At 61.8% G+C, this 18,310-nt stretch carries 21 protein-coding genes and 1 tRNA gene; 6 read left to right on the top strand and 16 right to left on the bottom strand.

The annotated features are described in order from the left end of the window. The 7 genes from SynRS9907_RS09855 to SynRS9907_RS09825 form a co-directional block, all read right to left on the bottom strand. Positions 1 to 687, bottom strand: coding sequence for a GAP family protein (locus tag SynRS9907_RS09855; protein ID WP_188020877.1), 687 nt, complete (start codon positions 685 to 687; stop codon positions 1 to 3). Between the two features lie 146 nt (positions 688 to 833). Continuing rightward, on the bottom strand, positions 834 to 1,208 hold the full coding sequence (locus tag SynRS9907_RS09850; RefSeq protein ID WP_188020876.1) for a hypothetical protein: 375 nt from the start codon (positions 1,206 to 1,208) through the stop codon (positions 834 to 836). A 115-nt stretch (positions 1,209 to 1,323) separates the two neighbouring features. Then, positions 1,324 to 1,605, bottom strand: coding sequence for an acylphosphatase (locus SynRS9907_RS09845; RefSeq protein WP_255446042.1), 282 nt, complete (start codon positions 1,603 to 1,605; stop codon positions 1,324 to 1,326). Continuing rightward, the gene (locus tag SynRS9907_RS09840) at positions 1,572 to 2,999 is read right to left on the bottom strand and encodes a cobyrinate a,c-diamide synthase (protein WP_188020874.1); all 1,428 of its coding nucleotides are present in this window, start codon (positions 2,997 to 2,999) and stop codon (positions 1,572 to 1,574) included. Before SynRS9907_RS09840 ends, SynRS9907_RS09845 begins: the two co-directional genes overlap by 34 nt. Before the next feature lie 14 nt (positions 3,000 to 3,013). Continuing rightward, a complete protein-coding gene (locus SynRS9907_RS09835; protein ID WP_188020873.1) occupies positions 3,014 to 4,300 on the bottom strand; it encodes a glucose-6-phosphate dehydrogenase assembly protein OpcA in 1,287 nt (428 codons plus the stop codon). A 56-nt stretch (positions 4,301 to 4,356) separates the two neighbouring features. Next, on the bottom strand, positions 4,357 to 5,880 hold the full coding sequence (gene zwf, locus SynRS9907_RS09830; protein WP_188020872.1) for a glucose-6-phosphate dehydrogenase: 1,524 nt from the start codon (positions 5,878 to 5,880) through the stop codon (positions 4,357 to 4,359). Positions 5,881 to 6,047: 167 nt separating this feature from the next. Beyond that, on the bottom strand, positions 6,048 to 7,238 hold the full coding sequence (locus SynRS9907_RS09825) for an FAD-binding oxidoreductase (protein WP_188020871.1): 1,191 nt from the start codon (positions 7,236 to 7,238) through the stop codon (positions 6,048 to 6,050). Positions 7,239 to 7,399: 161 nt separating this feature from the next. On the opposite strand from SynRS9907_RS09825, the gene SynRS9907_RS09820 reads away from it, so the two are divergent. Continuing rightward, positions 7,400 to 7,921, top strand: coding sequence for an SRPBCC family protein (locus SynRS9907_RS09820; RefSeq protein WP_114988555.1), 522 nt, complete (start codon positions 7,400 to 7,402; stop codon positions 7,919 to 7,921). 127 nt (positions 7,922 to 8,048) lie between these two features. On the opposite strand, the gene SynRS9907_RS09815 is transcribed toward SynRS9907_RS09820, so the two are convergent. Beyond that, positions 8,049 to 8,121, bottom strand: a tRNA-Glu gene (locus SynRS9907_RS09815). A 47-nt stretch (positions 8,122 to 8,168) separates the two neighbouring features. Continuing rightward, positions 8,169 to 9,320 carry a histidine kinase gene (locus SynRS9907_RS09810; protein ID WP_188020870.1) on the bottom strand — a complete coding sequence of 384 codons (1,152 nt, stop codon included), beginning with the start codon at positions 9,318 to 9,320 and terminating at the stop codon, positions 8,169 to 8,171. Positions 9,321 to 9,428: 108 nt separating this feature from the next. Here SynRS9907_RS09810 and SynRS9907_RS09805 point away from each other — a divergent pair, with 108 nt between their 5' ends. From SynRS9907_RS09805 to pepN, 3 genes are all read left to right on the top strand, one after another. Further along, positions 9,429 to 10,016: a hypothetical protein gene (locus SynRS9907_RS09805; protein WP_188020869.1), complete on the top strand. Its 588-nt coding sequence runs from the start codon at positions 9,429 to 9,431 to the stop codon at positions 10,014 to 10,016. 162 nt (positions 10,017 to 10,178) lie between these two features. Then, positions 10,179 to 10,589, top strand: coding sequence for a cAMP phosphodiesterase (locus SynRS9907_RS09800; RefSeq protein WP_188020868.1), 411 nt, complete (start codon positions 10,179 to 10,181; stop codon positions 10,587 to 10,589). Positions 10,590 to 10,780: 191 nt separating this feature from the next. Then, positions 10,781 to 13,384 (top strand): aminopeptidase N, encoded by a 2,604-nt coding sequence (gene pepN, locus SynRS9907_RS09795; protein ID WP_188020867.1) that lies wholly within the window; start codon positions 10,781 to 10,783, stop codon positions 13,382 to 13,384. Here the strand turns inward: pepN and SynRS9907_RS09790 are convergent. From SynRS9907_RS09790 to SynRS9907_RS09765, 6 genes are all read right to left on the bottom strand, one after another. Continuing rightward, positions 13,374 to 13,583 (bottom strand): transcriptional regulator, encoded by a 210-nt coding sequence (locus SynRS9907_RS09790; RefSeq protein ID WP_188020866.1) that lies wholly within the window; start codon positions 13,581 to 13,583, stop codon positions 13,374 to 13,376. The two genes, pepN and SynRS9907_RS09790, sit on opposite strands and share 11 nt — an antisense overlap. 55 nt (positions 13,584 to 13,638) lie before the next feature. After that, positions 13,639 to 13,878: a hypothetical protein gene (locus SynRS9907_RS09785; RefSeq protein WP_255445859.1), complete on the bottom strand. Its 240-nt coding sequence runs from the start codon at positions 13,876 to 13,878 to the stop codon at positions 13,639 to 13,641. Positions 13,879 to 13,916: 38 nt separating this feature from the next. Further along, positions 13,917 to 14,114, bottom strand: coding sequence for a hypothetical protein (locus SynRS9907_RS09780; protein WP_156783098.1), 198 nt, complete (start codon positions 14,112 to 14,114; stop codon positions 13,917 to 13,919). 125 nt (positions 14,115 to 14,239) lie between these two features. Beyond that, positions 14,240 to 14,476: a hypothetical protein gene (locus SynRS9907_RS09775; protein WP_188020863.1), complete on the bottom strand. Its 237-nt coding sequence runs from the start codon at positions 14,474 to 14,476 to the stop codon at positions 14,240 to 14,242. A gap of 32 nt (positions 14,477 to 14,508) precedes the next feature. After that, entirely contained in the window at positions 14,509 to 14,676 is a 168-nt protein-coding gene (locus tag SynRS9907_RS14175) for a DUF4278 domain-containing protein (protein WP_188020862.1), read from the bottom strand. Positions 14,677 to 14,930: 254 nt separating this feature from the next. Beyond that, complete coding sequence (locus SynRS9907_RS09765; RefSeq protein WP_186493625.1) at positions 14,931 to 15,329, bottom strand: hypothetical protein; 399 nt, start codon at positions 15,327 to 15,329, stop codon at positions 14,931 to 14,933. An 84-nt stretch (positions 15,330 to 15,413) separates the two neighbouring features. Between SynRS9907_RS09765 and SynRS9907_RS09760 the strand changes: the two genes are divergently transcribed. Then, on the top strand, positions 15,414 to 16,145 hold the full coding sequence (locus SynRS9907_RS09760) for an AhpC/TSA family protein (protein ID WP_188020861.1): 732 nt from the start codon (positions 15,414 to 15,416) through the stop codon (positions 16,143 to 16,145). Positions 16,146 to 16,161: 16 nt separating this feature from the next. Here the strand turns inward: SynRS9907_RS09760 and SynRS9907_RS09755 are convergent, their stop codons facing one another. Then, complete coding sequence (locus tag SynRS9907_RS09755; protein WP_188020860.1) at positions 16,162 to 16,701, bottom strand: rhomboid family intramembrane serine protease; 540 nt, start codon at positions 16,699 to 16,701, stop codon at positions 16,162 to 16,164. A 44-nt stretch (positions 16,702 to 16,745) separates the two neighbouring features. On the opposite strand from SynRS9907_RS09755, the gene SynRS9907_RS09750 reads away from it, so the two are divergent. Continuing rightward, positions 16,746 to 18,281: an NAD(P)/FAD-dependent oxidoreductase gene (locus SynRS9907_RS09750; RefSeq protein ID WP_188020859.1), complete on the top strand. Its 1,536-nt coding sequence runs from the start codon at positions 16,746 to 16,748 to the stop codon at positions 18,279 to 18,281. Positions 18,282 to 18,310: the final 29 nt, after the last annotated feature.

Genomic DNA, 18,310 nt, shown 5'->3' with positions numbered 1-18,310 from the left:
TCAGTTGATCATCAAACCTCTGATGCCCTGCCAGCCCAGATAGGAGCCCAGTCCGAAGCTGAGGCTGCCCACCACCAGCTCCCCCCGGCGCAGCAGGGCCGTTTTGCCGCGTTGCAGCAGCGGAAGAACCCGCTCGCGTCCGATCAACACGGCCAGGAACGGAACCAGCAGCAGGGCAGTGGCGGCGGTGCTGAAGCCGATGCTGCAGGCAATCTCCTCCTGCAGGGGCAGTTGCGCAGCCAGGATCAAGGCGGCGCTTTTGGCGAACAGCAACAGGTCGTCGGGACTGATCACTTCAGTGACGCTGCTGATCAGCAACAGCAGGGGAAGCGGCATCGCGGCGAAACGATCCACGGCGCCGCTCCAGGCGGGGGCTGCGCCGTCATCCAGCAGCCCTCGGATCAGTTCACGTCCGCCCAGGGCGATCAAGGCTCCCCCGCCGATCAGGTCCAGACCGGTGCGGTGGTCGGACCCATGGGTCATGTCCAGCAGCAGCCCATGGCCCAGCGTCAGCAGCCCGATCACCGCCAGGGCGCTGGTCAGCAGCCAGCCGCCCACAAACAAGCCACCGCGCCGCAGCGGCGAGCCCCCCAGCAGCAGCAACAGCGGCAGAACGATGTGGATGGGCGACAGCGCCACGCCAAGCCCGTAGGTCAGCAGTTCCGTCCAGATCCGGGGTTCCGCCATGGGCCGTGCTCAGAGCTCGCAGCTCACAGTTGCAGGATCAGGGCCGCCAGGCCGATGCTCACCCCCAAACTCACAACGCCGAGCAGGGCTCTCCAGAAGGCTTTGTCTTTGGTGTCGAGGAAGTTGCTCAAGACATGCCAGGGGCGTTATTCGCCAGTTGTGCCATCTGGCAGCAGGTAAGGGAAGGTGCGATGAATCGGGCGGTGCAGCGACCGCAGCGTTTTGTTGTAGTGCACGCCGGGCACAACGCTGTAGCGGCGCCCCAGCACCAGCGCATGGTCCAGATCGGCCTCGCAGCTGCGGATGTCGGTCTGCACAGGCCGCGCCTGCGTTGACACCGGTGCAGCGGCGGGAATCAGGGCCGAAAACTGTCCTTCCCTGAGCCGCCAGCTCTGACAGGCGTCGAGGGCTTCTGCTGCGGAATCGAACACCTGCTTGGTGGTTTCCCGTCGTGTGCTCATGGCCTCCATGCCGAGCAGGGGCAGCGCAGTGATCAACAGGACAAATCCGAAGCGGAGCATGCGGCAGGCGCGAAGGTCCTGCTTCAGCCGTAGCGAGATGGGCGGAGCGTGGAGGCCTCCTTCCCAATTTTTTCGCGTCTATGTCTCAGCGCACTTCGTCTCAGTGCACGTCGTCTCAGTAGCGCACTTCGAACCAGTCGTCGCCCGTGATCGGGAGCTGGCTGAGGGTCACCCGAACCACCTGAGCGCCCGGCGGCCCGACCTCGCACCAGGCCCGCAGTTCAGACAAGGCCAGCGGTGGCCCCTCGGCCTGCACTTCCACACGGCCATCACTCAGGTTGCGCACCCAGCCGCTGATGCCGAGATCCAGGGCACGCCGATTGCAGCTGGCGCGGAACCCCACCCGCTGAACACGGCCTTCGATTACCCAGCGCCAGCGTTCGACGAAGGCTTGGATCCGCGGCGGTTGCTGACGGCTGACGAAGCGCTTGCCAATTTTTTCTCCCCGGCTTCGAGCGCGGCGCGCCATCGGGAGCAGATCGTCGTAGAGCTTGCCCAGTGCAGGTGAACCCAGCTCGCGTGAACCGTCTGATCGACCCATCCTTCCGAATGTCGATGGACTTTCCATCCCTCAATGTCCCACAGCACTGACCTGTCGGAGGACGGCCGGTTGGTGTGCAGTTCCCAGCGGTGAAATTCATGGCCCACCAGCTGCTGACCGCTCTCCACCACAGGGCTGTCCCGCCGCGCCTGCAGGCGGCGATAGCCCACCTGCAGCGGGCCGCGCTGGGCTGTGAAGGGAAGCAGGCCCGCCATGGGGTGGCTGGTGCCATCGAGGTCGGTCAGCTGCTCTCCGAGCACAAGCATCCCGCCGCATTCGGCGTAGAGCGGTCGCTGCTGCACGAACGCCCGCAGCGAGCCCAGGCTTCGCGTGCAGCCGCTGAGCTGGGCAGCGTGCTGTTCGGGGAAACCGCCCGGCAGGATCAGGCCCTTGGCGTCTGCAGGGATGGCCTCATCGGCCAGGGGGCTCCAGCGGAGCACGGGCATGCCCATGTGCTCCAGCAGTTCACTGGTTTCCTGGTAGCGGAAGTGAAAGGCGGCATCACTGGCCAGAGCCACCGGCAGGGGCTGGCCCTGCTCCACGGGGATGTGGGCTAGGGGATGCGGCCCGGGGCGGGGCGCCTGCAGCAGGGGGATCAGGCGTTCCAGGTTCAGGTGCTGGCTGGCCAGAGCGGCCCAGGCCTGGCGTCGCTGCTCGGGGGCCTCCAATTCATGGGCCGGGGCCAAGCCGAGATGCCGGCCCGGCAGGGCCAGGGCTTCGCTGCGCGGCAGGCAGCCCAGCAACGGCACCTCCATGCGCTCAAGAACCTCGGCCAGCAGCTCCCGGTGCCTGGGGCTGCTGACTTTGTTGAGCACCACTCCGGCGATGCGCAGCTGGGGATCGTGATCGCGGAATCCGCGCACGATGGCGCCGAGGGAGGCGGCCTGACCACCGGCATCCAGCACCAGCACCACCGGCAGGTCCAGCAGGCGGGCCACGTCGGCCGTGCTTCCGGTTGTACTGCTGCCGATGCCATCGAAGAGCCCCATCACCCCTTCCACGAGGGTCAGCTCAGAGGCACCGCCGTAACCGTGAAAGGCCTGGCGAACCCAGGGTTCTCCGCAGAGATTGAGATCGAGGTTGCGGCAGGGCTGCCCCGAGGCCTGGCTGAGCAGCTGGGCATCGAGATAGTCCGGTCCCACCTTGAAGGCCTGGATCTGGCGTCCGTTCTGCTGGGCCCAGCTCAACAGCGCCAGGCTCAACAGGGTTTTGCCGCTGCCACTGGCTGGTGCAGCGATGACAGCGGCCATGGCTCAGATGCGGATCAGCCCAGCAGCCTGGCAGCCAGCGGAGCCGCAGCGGCCAGCAGGGGATTGGTGCTGTCGTGACCGCCGCCCAGCAGGCGGGCCACATCCATTTCAGGGGTGTCGTGCTGCACGGGAACCACTTCCTCATGCAGCTCGAGATTGGCCATGCCTCCTCCCTCCAGACGCATGCAGCCCCCGGATTCAGCGCAGAGAATCACGCACACGCCCTGGCCGTTCTCCGGTTCAGCGATCAGCCGCAGCCCCACCATCTGGCCGGCGTGCACGTTGGGCTGAGCGACTGGCACGGCCATCAGTTGGAAGCGCACCTCGGTGCCATCGGAGCGCTTGAACTGGGCGGTTGTTCCGTTTTCGACCGCAGCGGTCGAGAGCAGCGTCCAGCCCAGTCGATCGGCGATCCAGGCGGCCAGCAGCAGCCCCTGGGCAGGGTGATGGCCCTCAACATCGATGTCGAGACGGGTGATGTGGCTCAGGGCATCACGCCGTTGCGGCGGGTCGAACACCATGGCCAGGGTCTCGCGCCAGCTGCGCAGGCGCAGCCAGTTGAGATCGTTCACCGCCTGGCCGCTCTCCACGCGGTGACGCAGAAGCTCAAGGCACTGATGTGGATCCCCCAGCGCGGTGTCGATGATCAGGCGCCGTGGTGCGCTGGTGAGCCGTTTCATCAGCTCCGGTGCTTCGTCGATGCAGCCGTTCCACCAGACCCAGGCCGGCATCGATTCCGGCAGCAGGGGGTCGAGAATCGAAAAGCCCTCATGCAGGGCGCCATGGCCGCCCCGCAGCACCACCACATCGCCGCAGGCGGCGGTACCACCGCCTTCTTCAGGCAGCGGGCAGTAGGCGGCCACGAGTGTTTCCAGGGGCTGGGCCGCATCGATGGTGGGTGCCAGGGTGATCAGGCGCCGGGGCATCAGTGCACTCAGGGCTGGGTCGATGTACTGCCCACGCAGGTCTTCGGCGTTGGCTTGCCCTTCCAAATCAGCCACCGCCTTCACCACAGCCCCATCCAGGGGCGGCGTGCTCAGCGGGAGGTCTGCATCCAGCACCGCCTGACGTCCCGCAGCAATCAAGGGGGCGGACTGCTGTCCGGTGATCGGCCCTGACAGGCGACCACTGCGGATCAATTGCTGCTCGGCCCAGGCGGGCTGCCAGATCAGCAGGCAGAAGGTGTTGGCCCCGGTGCCCGTGCTGCCCTGCTGCTCGGGGGACCAGAGCTGTTCGAGGTAGTGGGGCACCTCCGCCGGTGCCAGTTCGAGCGGGGTTTGCAGGGTGAGCTGAGGGGACATGGTGACGGATGAACGAGACGTGGAGAGCTGAACAACAGGGCTGTGAACGTGCGCTGTCAGGGGCGTCGCCAGAGCAGTCCGTCCTTCGCCAGCAGGGCATCTGCGGCGGCCGGTCCCCAGGTGCGGGATTCATAGGGATGAACCGGCAGCTGCCAGGGACTGTCTTCAATCAGTTCCAGCAGCGGGGTGTAGAGCCGCCATGCCGCTTCCACCTCATCGCTGCGGGTGAACAGGGTGGGGTCGCTGAGCATGGCGTCAGCCAGGAGCCGCACATAGCCCTCATCGGAGGGTTCCCCGAAGGATTCGTCGTAGGAGAACTCCATGTCGATCGGGCGGCTGCGCATGCCAGATCCGGGTGACTTCACCTCGAAGCGGAATTCGGCCCCCTCATCCGGTTGGATGCGCAGGATCAGCTGATTGGCCGTGGGGCCTCCGGTGGCTGCATCAAACAGATGCACCGGTGCTTCACGGAAGGTGAGCACCACCTCACTGGTGCGCTTGGCCAGCCGTTTGCCGGTGCGCACATAGAACGGAACCCCCTGCCAGCGCCAGTTGTCAATGAACAGCTTCATCGCCACGTAGGTCTCGGTGGTGCTGTTGGGATCCACGCCGGGTTCATGGCGGTATCCGGCCAGGGGCGATTCCGCCGAACCACCGGGTCCGTACTGGCCACGGATGCAGCAGTTCCAGGGTTCGAGCTCATCGGCCAGGCGGGCGGCCTGCAGCACCTTGGCTTTTTCGTTGCGGATGGCTTCCGGGTCAAAGCGCCCTGGCGGTTCCATGGTGGTGATCGCCAGCATCTGGGTCAGGTGGTTTTGCACCATGTCCCGCAGGGCACCGGCCGATTCGTAGTACCCGGCCCGTTCCTCCACGCCAACCGTTTCAGCGGCGGTGATCTGAACACTGGAGATGTAATTGCGGTTCCAGATCGGCTCGAAGATCGTGTTGGCAAAGCGCAGAACCATGATGTTCTGGACGGTTTCCTTGCCCAGGTAATGGTCGATGCGAAAGATCTGGTTCTCCTGACCGCAGGCCTGCACCACCCGATTGAGGGCCTGGGCACTGCCGTAGTCGCGTCCGAAGGGTTTCTCGATCACCACCCGGCTGCGTTTGGGGTCCTTCAACAGGCCAGCGTCGGCCAGTGAACGGCAGCCACTGCCATAGAACTTGGGGGAAACGGAGAGATAAAAGGTGCGGTTGCCGCGGGTGGCGCACTGTTGATCGATCTGCTCCAGCCGTGTGCCCAGCCGCACCACATCCTGTGGTTGTTGAAGGTCAACGGGTTCGTAGAACAGTTTGCCGACGAACTGCTCCCAGGCCTGGGGATCGTCCTGGATCGAGCTGGCGAGTGCCTCCGCCATCTTTCCGCGGAACTCCTCGTCACTCCACGGCCGTCGGGCACAGCCCAGCAGGGCGAACTCACTGGGCAGACGCCGTTGCTTGAACAGCTCGAACAGGGCTGGCACCAGTTTGCGGTGGGTCAGATCACCGCTGGCGCCAAAGATCACCAGACACTGCGGCGCGATCACGCGCTCCTGACGCAGTCCAACCCGTAGGGGGTTCGTCATCGTGGCAACCATGGAGCGTCCAGGCTTCTGACGCTGGTTTAGGCACGGAACCGGCATCAGACATCGACTCGCCACTTTGTTTCCGTGTTGGTTTCAGCTTTTGTTGCCAACCGAAAAAAAAAGTCCACCCCGAAGGGTGGACTGGGAGATCGATGGCTGGTTGCTCAGCTCCTGATCGATCAATAGGTTTCCACGTGCCAGCGGTCCGCCTTCTTGAGCTGAGGGCGCAGTTCGGCCCAATCGAGACCTTTGGCGGCGGCGGCAGCTGTCATGGCTTCGTCGATGCCCGGCTCCATGCCGCGCAGACCGCACATGTACACGTGGGTCTTGGGGTCTTCGATCATCGCGAAGATCTCTTCGGCATGCTCCAGAACGCGGTCCTGGATGTACATCCGGCCGCCCTTGGCGTTCTGCTGTTCGCGGCTGATCGCCTTGGTGTAGCGGAAGTTATCGGGGTACTCCTTCTCGTAGTGGAGGAAGTCCTCGTCGTAGAGCAGGTTGGCGGTTTTGGGCGCGCCCATGAACAGCCAGGCTTTGCCGCGGAATTTCCAGCCGTTGGCCTCCTGTTCGCGGGGCTCGAACATGCGGCGCAGGTAGGTGCGCATCGGAGCGATGCCCGTGCCCGTCGCCAGCATGATGATGTTGGCGTCCTCGTCGTCAGGCAGGAGCATCTCCTTGCCGACCGGACCGGTGATCTTCACCTTGGTGCCGGGTTCGATGTCGCAAAGGTAGGTGGAGCACACGCCGTAGATCTGCTCACCGGCGTCGTTCTTGTACTCGAGCTGGCGAACGCAGAGGGAGACGGTGTTGCCTTCCAGGTTGTCGCCATGGCGGGTGCTGGCGATGGAGTACAGGCGCAACTTGTGGGGCTTGCCGTTGGCATCTTCCCCTTCAGGAATGATGCCGATGCTCTGGCCTTCGATGTACTTCAGCTGCGGGTCGCCGCCGGACAGATCAAAAGTGATGTGCTGCACACGGCCGATCGCACCGTCTTTGAGCAGGGAGTAATTCTCTGTGACCGTGCCCATGAACGGTGTTTTGGGCTTGTAGGTGTTGACCGGAACGTCCGCGTGGGGCTTTTTCTTCGGGGCGCTTGACGTCACGGCTTTCTTGGCGGGTTTTTTGGCAGGTTGTTTGGCAGGTGCCGGGGTGGCGGCAGCGGGAGAGGCGGAACCCTCTTCGCCCGCACCATTCACAGAAACGATCTTGGCGCCCGTGGCCCCCAATCGTTTGAAAAGTGCGGAAAACTGGTTCATTGCAACGGTGTAGGTCTGAACCACGGACGGCTTGGCGCCGACCTGGGGACCACGAGCCACAACAGTGAACAGAGCTTCATTGCAGTGCTCCGTCGCTGCATTGGACACCCGCATAGAAATCACCTGCCTTTGGTGGCGCGACTATAGGCGTGGCCTTTGATTTCACACAAAAAGGTTGCTGTTCGGAACAGAATCTGATGTGATCCAGGCGACCTCATTAGGATCCTCGGGTTCGGCTCCTTATCTCGGCGTCTCTTTTGGTTTTCCCCCAGACAATGTTTGGACGAGGGCTTCAAACCTCCGCAGATTCAGGGACTGCGATCGAGCAGACCATGGAGCGGCTGCCCCAGGGGACGCGGCGTCTGGCAGCTGAACTCAAATCTCCACTGCCTGTTCAGCTGCTCTGGGATGTGCTGACGGATTACGAGAATCTGTCCCGTTTCATCCCCAACCTCAGCACCAGTGAGTTGATCCAGCGCCAGGGGCAGACGGTGCGGCTCCAACAGGTGGGCAGTCAGCAATTGCTGGGGCTTCGCTTCTCAGCCCAGGTTCAGTTGGAGCTGACGGAATACCGCCAGGACGGGCTCCTGCAGTTCCGCATGGTGAAAGGAGATTTCCGACGTTTTGAAGGCTCGTGGCAGATCCGTCAGCGTCCTGACGGCAGTTCATTGCTGTACGAGCTGACGGTTCAAGGCTGTCTTGGCATGCCGATCGGTCTGATCGAGGAGCGGCTGCGGGACGATCTCTCCAGCAACCTCAACGCCGTTGTGCAGGAAGCCCACCGCAGAAACAGCTGATCGAACAGCAAGCGCTCAGGAATTTCAGCCCGCCTTCAACGATCAACAGGCTCTCAGGCTTGAAACGCCACAAAACGGGCGATTTGGTAACCAATTCATCATCAAATCAAGTTTGATGATGACGTCATACCCCCAAGGGGATTCGAACCCCTGTCGCCTCCGTGAAAGGGAGGTGTCCTAGGCCTCTAGACGATGGGGGCGAGGCCGTAATCAGCGAGCTGTCTGTGCTCCTGATCACTTGTGAACACTAGGGCTTGGTCGGACCCTCCGTCAAGACAGCTTGACCCCATTCGACAGCTTGTCCTTGCCAGATCGGCACCGTGAAGGTGAAGCAGGCGCCTTCGCCAGGGTCAGACACCACCCAGATCTTGCCGCCGTGCACTTCGACGATGCGTCGACAAACCGCAAGTCCCACGCCGTAACCGGTGGTTTGGTCGGAGGTTTGTGGCAGCCGCACCCGATCCAGGAAAATCCGCTGCTGTTCCGTTTCCGGAATGCCCGGGCCGCTGTCACAAACGCTCACCTCCACCCGCTGGCTGGTGCGGTGCAGCATGGTGAGCGAAATGTGCCCGCCGTCGTTGGTGTATTTCAGAGCGTTTTCGAGCAGATTCAGCAGCACCTGTCGCATGCGGCGCTGATCGGCGAAGACCTTGGGCAGGTCTGCGGGAATGTCGGTTTTGATTTCGACGTTGCGACCCAGCCACAATTTTTCGAGCTCGAGGATCACTTCGGCTGAAACGCTGGCCAGGTCAAGCCGCTGCGGGTTGAACAGGGTTTCCCAGCGGGTGGTGCCCACCTCCAGCAAATCCTTCGAGAGGGCCTCCATCTCTTCCAGGCGGCGGGTGATCACGTCCTGAAAGCGATCCATATCGATCTGGCCCAGCTTCTGGCTTTGCAGGGCCAACGCCGCTGCCGTGAGTGGGGTGCGCAGTTCATGGGCCACCATGCGCAACAAGCGCTCCTGGGCGCTGACGCGATCAATCAGCGTCTCGTTCTCCTGACGCAGCACCAGCAGTTGATCTTCCAGCTGGAGTTCCTTCTGGGTGCGACTTCCATCGAGTTCGGTCGGTCTGAGGCTGAGGCCAAGGCCGCTCACCACACCATCCTGTTTCCAGCGGGGCACCCATCCTTTGAGTTGCTGAAGGATGTTGCTGCCCGCGAACACCTGTTTGGGGTTCGGTGAGAGTTTGATCAGCGCTGGCGTCACCACGAGGCGATGTAGCTCAAGCAGTTCAGGTTGCTGGGCGGGATCGGCCACCTGCAGCGTTACTTCAAAGCCCAGGTCTTCCCGTTCCAGGAACTGCACCAGGGCACGAAGGTCCTGACCCGACAGGTGGTGCCGAGCGGCCACAAGCAATAGCTTCAGTGTTTGCCGTGTCTTGGGAGCGTCCTTGACCACGCGGACTGCAAGACAGCAAAAACCGATGCTCACCTTATGGGTTTTTGACTGCAGCGCCAGCAGCGCTAAGACGAACAGGAACACTCCGTTGCGTCATCGACGCGGTCCATGTCGCTTTTTTCCGCGCAAAACCGTGTTCCTCTGGCCGTTCCCGGCGGAGAGGCTGTCCAGCCTTCGATTCAGGTGGATAGCAACCTGCGCCGTTGGTTCAGCCGCAATCTGGGGTTGTGGCGTTCCCGTCGGCAGTACACCTTCAGTGACGATCAGGTTCTCCATCTGGACATGAACCTGAAGATGGAGGCGTTTGCGCACCCCCAGGTGGGTGAGAGCCGCTACCGCTTCAGCTGGTGGTCTGATCAAGAAGACCAGCATTCCGACGAATTCTTCGCTCGCAAGCCCTGGTTTGAGCGCAGTGGCGTGATGGAAGCCACGTTGTGGGGCCATCAACTCCAGAGAAGTCGCGGTTATCTGACGGGAGACCCGGTGCGCACCCGGCTGCGACAGGTGGATGAGCACGAAACCATCCTCGAATCCCACTATCAACAGTGGGACATCCTTGAGCACATTCGCCTTGTCGATCAGGACCGCTACCGCTATCGCGCCATCTACAGCTGGGAAAACGGTGACCTCTCGATCGTGGAGCACCATCACGAGATCCGACTGTCCGATCCCCTGCCACCGATCGAAGACGACTGATCCAGGTCGACTGATCAGAGACGATTGATCGAAGACGAGTGATCAAGAACGACTGAACGGCGCCGTTTGGCTCATGGCCCAGTTCAACAACCGCGCCTAGCCCTCGTGCGACCTTGGCTTGGGCGGTAAGTTTCGAAAAATTGAAGCTGCTCGGGAACCAAGGTGATTCGTCGTTCATTTGCTGTAGCGGCTCTTTTGCTCGCAGCCCCATTGCTGTCCCCGGCTACCGCCCTGGCTCAGGCCTCCAAAGACAAGCCCACCCCTGCCACAGCCATGGAGGTCAACACCTATGGCGTGATGTCGATCGCCACCTTCTGTGAGGCGAGGGCGCAGAAAATCGATTTCAATAAGTCCCTGGCCGTGGCCTTGGCGGGTCAGCTGCATGTGATCTACGGCAAGCACGGTGGTCTGCTGCCCGGCGCCAAGGATCCTTTGCCTGAGAAGCAGTTTCTGAACAATGCCGGTTTCATGATTGTCGGTGGTGCACTGAAGTTCTGCCCTAAATCAGTTCCAGCCGCAGAAAAAGCACGCTTCGAAAAAGCTGCTGCATCCTTGAAGCCTTCGAAAAAATAAGTTCTCTTCAAGCTTCAATGTTGAAGAACGCCTGGCCGATTTCGGTCAGGCGTTTTTTATTTGTGTTCATCTGCTCTGATGTCTTTGATCACCTGATGGCCGGCACCTTGTGATGAACGACACCCTGGCTGAAGCGTCCCGGTTTTGAGCTTCGTCCGTCAGGATCAACCCGTCCTCGCGTGGTTCGACCCATGACTGCAGCTGTTTCGGTTCGCCTCGCCGACTACACGCCATGGGCCTTTGCGCTTCCCGACATCGCCCTGGACGTGACCATCCAGGATGACCACGTCGTCGTTGCCTCCAGGTTGAGCCTTGAACCGCGTCGCCCTGGTGAGCCCTTGGAGCTTTGCGGCGTTGATCTGATCATCGAATCCCTGGCGATCGATCAGGAGCCATTGCAGCCCGGGGATTACAGCTTCACCGACGGACATCTCGTCATCCCAAACGTGCCGGGCCAGCCGTTTGTGCTCGAGACCCGTTGCCGCCTGGATCCCTACTCCAACAGCTCGCTTGAAGGCTTGTACGCCAGTGGCGGTCTGCTGAGCACTCAGTGCGAGGCCGAGGGGTTCCGGCGCATCAGCCTCCACCCCGATCGTCCGGATGTGCTGAGCCGGTGGCAGGTGCGGATTGAGGCCAGCCGCAGCAGCTGCCCTGTGCTGTTGAGCAATGGCAATGCCGTACGGGAGGAATCCGTTGGCGCTGATCGTCATGCGGTCACGTGGGATGACCCCTTCCCCAAGCCCTCCTATTTGTTTGCCCTGGTGGCGGGAGATCTCAGGGAGATCCGTGATCACTACACAACGGCATCGGGCCGGCAGGTCACCCTGCGGTTGCATGTGGAGGAGGGGGATGAACCCTTCACAGCCCATGCCATGGCTTCGTTGAAACGATCCATGCAATGGGATGAATCGGTTTACAACCTCGAATACGACCTAGAGGAGTACAACATCGTTGCCGTCCGTCACTTCAACATGGGCGCGATGGAGAACAAGAGTCTGAACATCTTCAACTCAAAGCTTGTTCTGGCTGATGCGGAAACAGCCACCGATGCTGAACTTGAACGCATCGAGAGTGTGATTGCCCATGAATACTTTCACAACTGGAGCGGAAATCGCATCACCTGCCGGGATTGGTTCCAGCTGTCGCTCAAAGAGGGGCTGACGGTGTTCCGGGATCAATGTTTTACCGCAGATCTGCATTCCGAAGCGGTCAAGCGCATCGAGGATGTGGCGATGTTGCGCAACACCCAATTCCGTGAGGATGCTGGCCCAACGGCCCACCCGGTGAAGCCAGCGGAGTACCAGGCCATCGATAACTTTTACACAACCACCATCTACGAAAAAGGTGCGGAGTTGATCCGCATGCTGCACACCCTGCTTGGACCGGAGCGGTTCATGAAGGGAATGGAGGTTTACGTGCAACGTTTTGATGGCACGGCCGCCACAACGGAGGACTTCGTTCAGGCGATCGCGGATGGTGCCACCAGTCAGGGCGAGCCCCTTGGCTTTGATCTGGAACGCTTCAAGCGCTGGTATCACCAGGCAGGAACTCCGGAACTCAGCATTGAACGTCAGTGGAACCCTGAATCGGGGCAGCTGACGGTCGACTTGCACCAGGCGACCCCTCCCACGCCGGGACAAGCGAACAAACAGCCCCTGGTGCTGCCGGTTGCCATGGCCCTGGTGGGTGAGCAAGGCCGTGTTGGAGACGAGCAGCTGCTGGTGATGGAGGCTGAGCGCGTCAGCATCACCCTGCAGGGCCTGCCGGGCGACACCCCTCCTGCCCTTTCGGTGCTCCGCCGCTTTTCGGCGCCGGTGCACGTGCGTCTCGATCAGCCGCTGGAGGAGTGCCTGCAGCTGTTGGCTTCCGACGATGACTCCTTCTGTCGCTGGGATGCGGCCCAGCGCCTGGCACGCCAGGTGCTTTTGGCGCGGGCTGACAACCAGCCGAAGCCTGCGGTGGAGGCGGCACTGATTCAGGCCCTTGATCAGCGGATCTGCGCCTACGACGGTGGTGATGGCATGGGCCTGGCGGCGCTGCTGGCGCTGCCGGGAATGGCGGAACTGGAGGCGTTGCAATCTCCGGTGGATCCGCTGGCGCTGGATCAAGCCTTCCGGGCTTGGACCCAGGAGCTGGGCTTTCAATTGCAGTCGTCCCTGCGACGACTCCTGGAGCTGGCCCGGGCTGACTGGCCCCTGGCTTGGCCGGCTGGCCAGGGCGGCCGTGCCCTGACGGCCTTGGCCTGGCGTTGGCTTGCTGCTGCGGGCGATGCCACGGTGCAAGCGGACGCCTTGGCGGCGGTGTCTGGACCCTCGATGACCCTGGCGCGGGGAGCCTTGCGGGCCTTGTTGCCGCAGGAGAGCGCTGAGCGTGAGCAGGCGATGGCCCTGTTCTACGAGCGTTGGCAAGACAAGCCCGTGATCCTGGATGCCTGGTTTGCGATGGAGGCATCAGCCCCCAGATCCAACGCCTTAGAGCGGGTTCAACAGCTGTTGGACCATCCTCGCTTTGATCCCCTGGCGCCCAATTCCCTTCGTGCTGTTCTCGGTGGATTCACCGCCAACGTTCAGGCATTTCATGCTGCCGATGGCAGTGGTTACCGATTCATGGCGGAGCAGATTGCAGCGGTCGATTCCCGCAATCCGATCACCGCGTCACGGATGGCCAAGGTGTTCAGCCGCTGCACCAGTTACGGCCCCGAGCGGCAAACGGTCATGCGTCAGGCCATCGACCAGTTGGCTGCCAAGCCCTTGTCGGCGAACACGGCCGAGGTGGTGCAGCTGCTCACGACGTGACCACCACCAGCACGATCACCGCGATCAGCAGGATCACCAACCAGAGCTTCCCGTTGTTTCGTCGGCTGCTCCGGGGCGTCGCACGGATAGCTCGGCTTCCAGCAGGAGTGCCGCAGTCTTGACAGACCAGCCGACCGCCCATCGATCGGTCTGAACGAAACCGTCGGCTTCCGCAGTTCTGGCAGACGGTGACGGCCAAGATCTCTCAATCAGTTTTTACCAGCTTGGCGGGAGTCAGTGAGTCAGTCAGGTAGTTATTCCCGTCCCCAGCTATCGCAGCCGGCTTTGGCGCGTTGGCGTTTGGTGCGCCGGTAGCTCTCGTTCTGTTGGGCCAGAGCTTCACTGGCGGCAGCAACGGCACTGCTGTCATTGCCTTCCGCAATGATCAATCGATTGATCGCCATGGCGTTGCCCAGGCGATTCAGCACCTGATCGATCAAGCGACACTGATCAAATTCGGCGCGCCCCGCGGACGGAATTCCTACCAGGACCAAGGCCCAACACGCAGCACGCCAACCTTTCATCAATCAGCTCATGGGCTGTAGGTGATGGTGCACTGATAGCGGCTGCTGGCTCCCACATCAATGCTTTTGCAGTGTGTGTCGGTGATCGTTGCCCCTTTTGGGATCACCCGCATCGCCTCGGCAGTGGCGAACTGCTCGGAAGGCCCTTGGGCTGTGGCCCGCTTGCCGCCCGCAAGGGCCGTGGATGCCAAAAGGAGGCTGGCCATCAACAGAGCCGCATGCCGCATCTTTGGCGCCCGATGGAAGTGCTTCTTCCTTTGGTTTACACACAGCGAGGCCAGCTGACAGCCGTATTGATTTCAGCAGGCACTGCGCTAAGCAGCTACTGCGTTCAGCAGCCGCCACGGCACCAGCGTTGGCGTCGCGGTTTTGGTTCAGCCCTGGCTTCGCCGGTTTGTTTGATGTCCGGCACTGGAGGTGGCGGCAACAACGCTGCGGGCTGGACGGGAAGACGGCGTGATCCCCATGAGGCATCAAAGGGGACCACCACCAGGGGGATCGGTTCAGCACTCTTTGCCGGCAAGGCCAATGCGCTGGCTGCGATCAGGACTGTGATCAGAAGTCTCATCACGCCATTTTGCCGGCCAAGCCCTAGGCGTCTTAGGATTTGGAGTAAGAGACGCCGCGGTAGGTCAGAGCAACAGAATTGCGAACGGCTTGGATTTGCTCAGCGCGATAACTTTTCCCCATGTATTTCAGTTGAACTGTTGGTCTCATAGATACTGCTTCCGTTTTTGCGTATTTGTTGCCTAGGAAAGTGAGTTCCATCGGTTAATTAGGGAAGAATAAAAAACTTTTTAGGTTCTACGGTCGATACAAAAGTTTCGCAAGGTTCCACTGGATACCTTGTTCTTTAGTGATTGTTAAAGCCGCGTCGGCTTGATACAAGTTCTGCCCTCTGCCCTTGCCCTGAGAGGAAATGGGTTTGATGCGGTTTACGCAATCTTGTTTTGGTTGTTGTGAAGTGGTTGAAATATTTTGTCGATGTTGCTTGTGCCGTTGAACTTCTTTGATTGATTTGTTCAGTCTTGAGGCTTGGAGCGTTCTTCTGTTTGCGCTTTGCTGCAGCGTTGGCAAGCAGAAATTCTGTCCTTGTGGTGTTCCGGCAGCGTCAGCCGGAATGGATCCACATCAAATTCGTAGCCGCAGGAGCAGCGGGCATGGAACTTCAGTTTCTTGGCTTTTTTGAGTCGCTTTAACAGCGTCACGTTGCCAAAAACTTGCTCTGGCTTGAAGCGCTCCAGCTTCGTGCGTTCCTCCGGGGCATGCTTGACCCGGGCCTTATGCAGGGCGTTGCGCACGGAGTTTTCACTGCCTTTGCCCAGGATCTTGGGGATCTGAAGGATCGATCGCCCTTCCTGCAGATAGAGACGCTTGATCTCCTCGATCTCAGCACTTGTGAAGCCAGATTTCTTGCCCACCTGCCTCCTTCCTTTGATTTGAGTCTCTCAGGCGGCGCTCAAGCGCCATCCACGTTCTCGGCTGTGGAATGTCAGCCTGTCGGGATGATTCCCTTAGAACCACTGCTGCAACGGCTGGCCGGAGTCGCCGGCATGGAAAGCGGCTGCAAGCGCCTTGTTGTTGTCTTGGGCCAGCTGGGGGATTTCGACTCGATCGAATACGCCCAGGCTCTGGTGCCAAGGCTTCCCCAGTTGGCTGCAGCAGGGGTCAAGGTTCAGCTGTTCGGCATTGGCAACGCCGCCAGCGCTTCGCGCTTCGCGACCTTCACCGGGTTTCCCCTGCAGCAGCTGATCGCTGATGCATCACCGGTGTTGCATCAGGCCCTGGGGTTGGAGTCCGGCTTGAAGCTTCCCGGTGGGCCCTGGCCTGGTTTTCTGTTGATGTGCGCTGGCGTCGGTTCGCCGGGCACCCTGCGCGAGGTGTTGCGCGGCTACACCGGAGATCGCTCCGCTGCCCAGATCTTTGACGACGAGGAGTGGGTTGAAGCGTTTCCTCTGCCGCGCTTCCGGGGTGCTCTCTTTCGCCGGGCCGGTGGTGCTGGGTTCCAGCGACCGTTCGAGCTCGCCACCAAGCGTCTGCGCAACATGAATGAAGTGCTCCGCAACTGGCGCACCTATGTGCCCTGTGACGACCACATCACCCAGCGCGGCGCCACCGTGTTGCTCGATGCCGATGACAGCGTGATCTACTACCACCGCGATCAAAGCCTGCTCGGCTACTCCGCAACCATGGAACGCCCCTTGGCGTTTCTGGACGCGGTTCTGTCTCAAGGCTGAGCTCAACCGGCTGCCTTCAACTGGCGGTGGGCTCGCGATAGACCGCCAGGGCTGCCACCAAGCCGCCGATGAAGCCTGCGCTGTGGCCGATCCAGCTGACGCCGGCGGGGGAAACGCCGGGGATCAAGGCGATCAGGGCTGAGCCATAGAGCCAGAACGCCACCAGGCCCAAGACGATGGAGAGGATGCGGCGTTCCAGCCAGCCGATCAGCAGCATGTAGCCCAGCAGTCCGTAAACAACGCCCGAGAGTCCATGGCTGCGGGCCGGCCAGAACAGGGCGACGGGAATGTTGATCAGCAGCACCGACATCCAGACGCTCAGGTAATCGCGCATCCCCCGGCTGAGCACCAGCCAGCTCAGGGGCAGAAAGGCCAGGCTGTTGGAGATCAGATGCCCGAAGCCGGCATGGCTGAACGGCGCTGTGATCACCCCCCACCACGGTTGATCCGGCCCCATCGGCAGGTTCCATTGCCCCGCAAAGAGCAGTTGGTCGATCAGCTCCTGCCCCCAGGCCAAGGCCAGGATCAGCAGAGGAAGCAGCAGTCGAGTGCGCATCGTCTTGCGCCAATGACCACAATGATGACGCGGATGCTGAGCGGATGATCAGAAGCGACGTTGACGTTCTGGTGATCGGCAGCGGCATCGGCGGACTCTGTGCCGCAGGTTTGTGTGCCCGCGCCGGCCGGGAGGTGCTGGTGCTGGAAGCCCATCACCAACCCGGTGGAGCTGCCCATGGCTTTCAACGCCAGGGCTATCACTTCGAATCCGGTCCATCCCTCTGGAGTGGCCTGGGGCGTTGGCCCAGCAGCAATCCCCTGGCCCAGGTGCTGCGCGCGCTGGGGCAGAGCGTGGAGGTGATTCCCTATCGCAGCTGGGATGTGCAGTTGCCGGAAGGGGATCTGCGCATCGCCGTTGGGCACGACGATTTTGAGGCTGTGGTGCGCAGCCTGCGCGGCCCCGAGGTGGCCGCCGAATGGCGCCGCTTTGTGGACGCGCTGCGGCCGATTGCCGCCGCTGCCGATGCTTTGCCCTTGCTGGCCCTGCGCCCTGGGGTGGATGGCATGGCGCAACTGCTGAAGCGCGGTGGACGCCTGTTGCCGCACCTTGCGGCGATGCGTCACCTCTCCGGTTCCTTTGGCCCCCTGGTGGATCGTCACCTCAGCGATCCCTTCCTGCGCCATTGGGTGGATCTGCTCTCCTTCCTGATCAGCGGCATGCCGATGGGAGACACCAACGCTGCAGCCATGGCGACGCTGTTCGGCGAGTGGTTTGAGCCGGATGCCCATCTCGACTACCCCGTTGGCGGCAGTGCTGCGGTGGTTGAGGCCCTGGTGCGTGGCCTGGAGGCCCATGGCGGCAGCCTGCACACCGGCACGGCGGTGCAACAGCTGCGGGTGGAGGGGGACCGCGTTGTCGGTGTGACCCTGGCTGATGGAACGCAGATTGCGGCGCGGCAGGTGATCTGCAATGCCGACATCTGGTCCACCCTTGCTCTGCTGCCGGAGTCCGTGGCGCCGAAGTGGCAGCGTCAGCGCCAGGCCACGCCGGCCTGCAACGGTTTCCTGCACCTGCATCTGGGTTTTGATGCCACGGGGCTGGAGGATCTGCCGATTCACACCGTCTGGGTCGACGACTGGGAGCGCGGCATCGACGCCGAGCGCAATGCGGTGGTGTTGTCGATTCCGTCGGTGTTGGATCCCTCGATGGCGCCGGCCGGTCGCCATGTGTTGCATGCCTACACCCCAGCCAGCGAACCCTGGGAGATCTGGGCTGATCTGGAGCGCGACAGTGCGGCGTATCAGCAGAGAAAACAGGAGCGATGCGCCGTGTTCTGGCGGGTTCTTGAGCGCCGTATCCCCGACATCCGCGACCGCTGCGAGTTGATCATGGAGGGAACGCCGCTGACCCACAGCCATTTCCTCAATGTTCATCAGGGCAGTTATGGCCCTGCCCTTTCAGCGGCTGAAGGCCTCTTCCCGGGCGTGACGACACCCTTGGCCAATCTCTGGCTGTGTGGTGCCAGCACCTTTCCCGGTATCGGCATCCCCCCCGTTGCAGCGAGTGGTGCGATGGCGGCTCATGCCGTCCTTGGCCGGGAGACGCAAAACAGTCTGCTGCGGGAGCTGGAGCTTTGAAGCAGCTGCGTCATAACCTCGGTTTGGAA

This window comes from Synechococcus sp. RS9907 (genome assembly GCF_014279615.1).
Classification (GTDB): Bacteria; Cyanobacteriota; Cyanobacteriia; order PCC-6307; family Cyanobiaceae; genus Parasynechococcus.
Note: the sequence above shows the minus strand (reverse complement) of the source record. Positions and strands in the feature narration are given on the sequence as shown.

What these genes read in the sequence shown, in the direction of transcription:
- pepN (WP_188020867.1), top strand. Translation starts at nt 10,781, where the DNA reads ATGACTGCAGCTGTTTCGGTTCGCCTCGCCGACTACACGCCATGGGCC.
- SynRS9907_RS09855 (WP_188020877.1), bottom strand. Translation starts at nt 687, where the DNA reads ATGGCGGAACCCCGGATCTGGACGGAACTGCTGACCTACGGGCTTGGC.
- SynRS9907_RS09775 (WP_188020863.1), bottom strand. Translation starts at nt 14,476, where the DNA reads ATGAGACTTCTGATCACAGTCCTGATCGCAGCCAGCGCATTGGCCTTG.
- SynRS9907_RS09750 (WP_188020859.1), top strand. Translation starts at nt 16,746, where the DNA reads ATGATCAGAAGCGACGTTGACGTTCTGGTGATCGGCAGCGGCATCGGC.
- SynRS9907_RS09850 (WP_188020876.1), bottom strand. Translation starts at nt 1,208, where the DNA reads ATGCTCCGCTTCGGATTTGTCCTGTTGATCACTGCGCTGCCCCTGCTC.
- SynRS9907_RS09780 (WP_156783098.1), bottom strand. Translation starts at nt 14,114, where the DNA reads ATGGCCAGCCTCCTTTTGGCATCCACGGCCCTTGCGGGCGGCAAGCGG.
- SynRS9907_RS09760 (WP_188020861.1), top strand. Translation starts at nt 15,414, where the DNA reads ATGATTCCCTTAGAACCACTGCTGCAACGGCTGGCCGGAGTCGCCGGC.
- SynRS9907_RS14175 (WP_188020862.1), bottom strand. Translation starts at nt 14,676, where the DNA reads ATGGAACTCACTTTCCTAGGCAACAAATACGCAAAAACGGAAGCAGTA.
- SynRS9907_RS09820 (WP_114988555.1), top strand. Translation starts at nt 7,400, where the DNA reads ATGTTTGGACGAGGGCTTCAAACCTCCGCAGATTCAGGGACTGCGATC.
- SynRS9907_RS09805 (WP_188020869.1), top strand. Translation starts at nt 9,429, where the DNA reads ATGTCGCTTTTTTCCGCGCAAAACCGTGTTCCTCTGGCCGTTCCCGGC.
- SynRS9907_RS09840 (WP_188020874.1), bottom strand. Translation starts at nt 2,999, where the DNA reads ATGGCCGCTGTCATCGCTGCACCAGCCAGTGGCAGCGGCAAAACCCTG.
- SynRS9907_RS09825 (WP_188020871.1), bottom strand. Translation starts at nt 7,238, where the DNA reads ATGCGGGTGTCCAATGCAGCGACGGAGCACTGCAATGAAGCTCTGTTC.
- zwf (WP_188020872.1), bottom strand. Translation starts at nt 5,880, where the DNA reads ATGGTTGCCACGATGACGAACCCCCTACGGGTTGGACTGCGTCAGGAG.
- SynRS9907_RS09835 (WP_188020873.1), bottom strand. Translation starts at nt 4,300, where the DNA reads ATGTCCCCTCAGCTCACCCTGCAAACCCCGCTCGAACTGGCACCGGCG.
- SynRS9907_RS09755 (WP_188020860.1), bottom strand. Translation starts at nt 16,701, where the DNA reads ATGCGCACTCGACTGCTGCTTCCTCTGCTGATCCTGGCCTTGGCCTGG.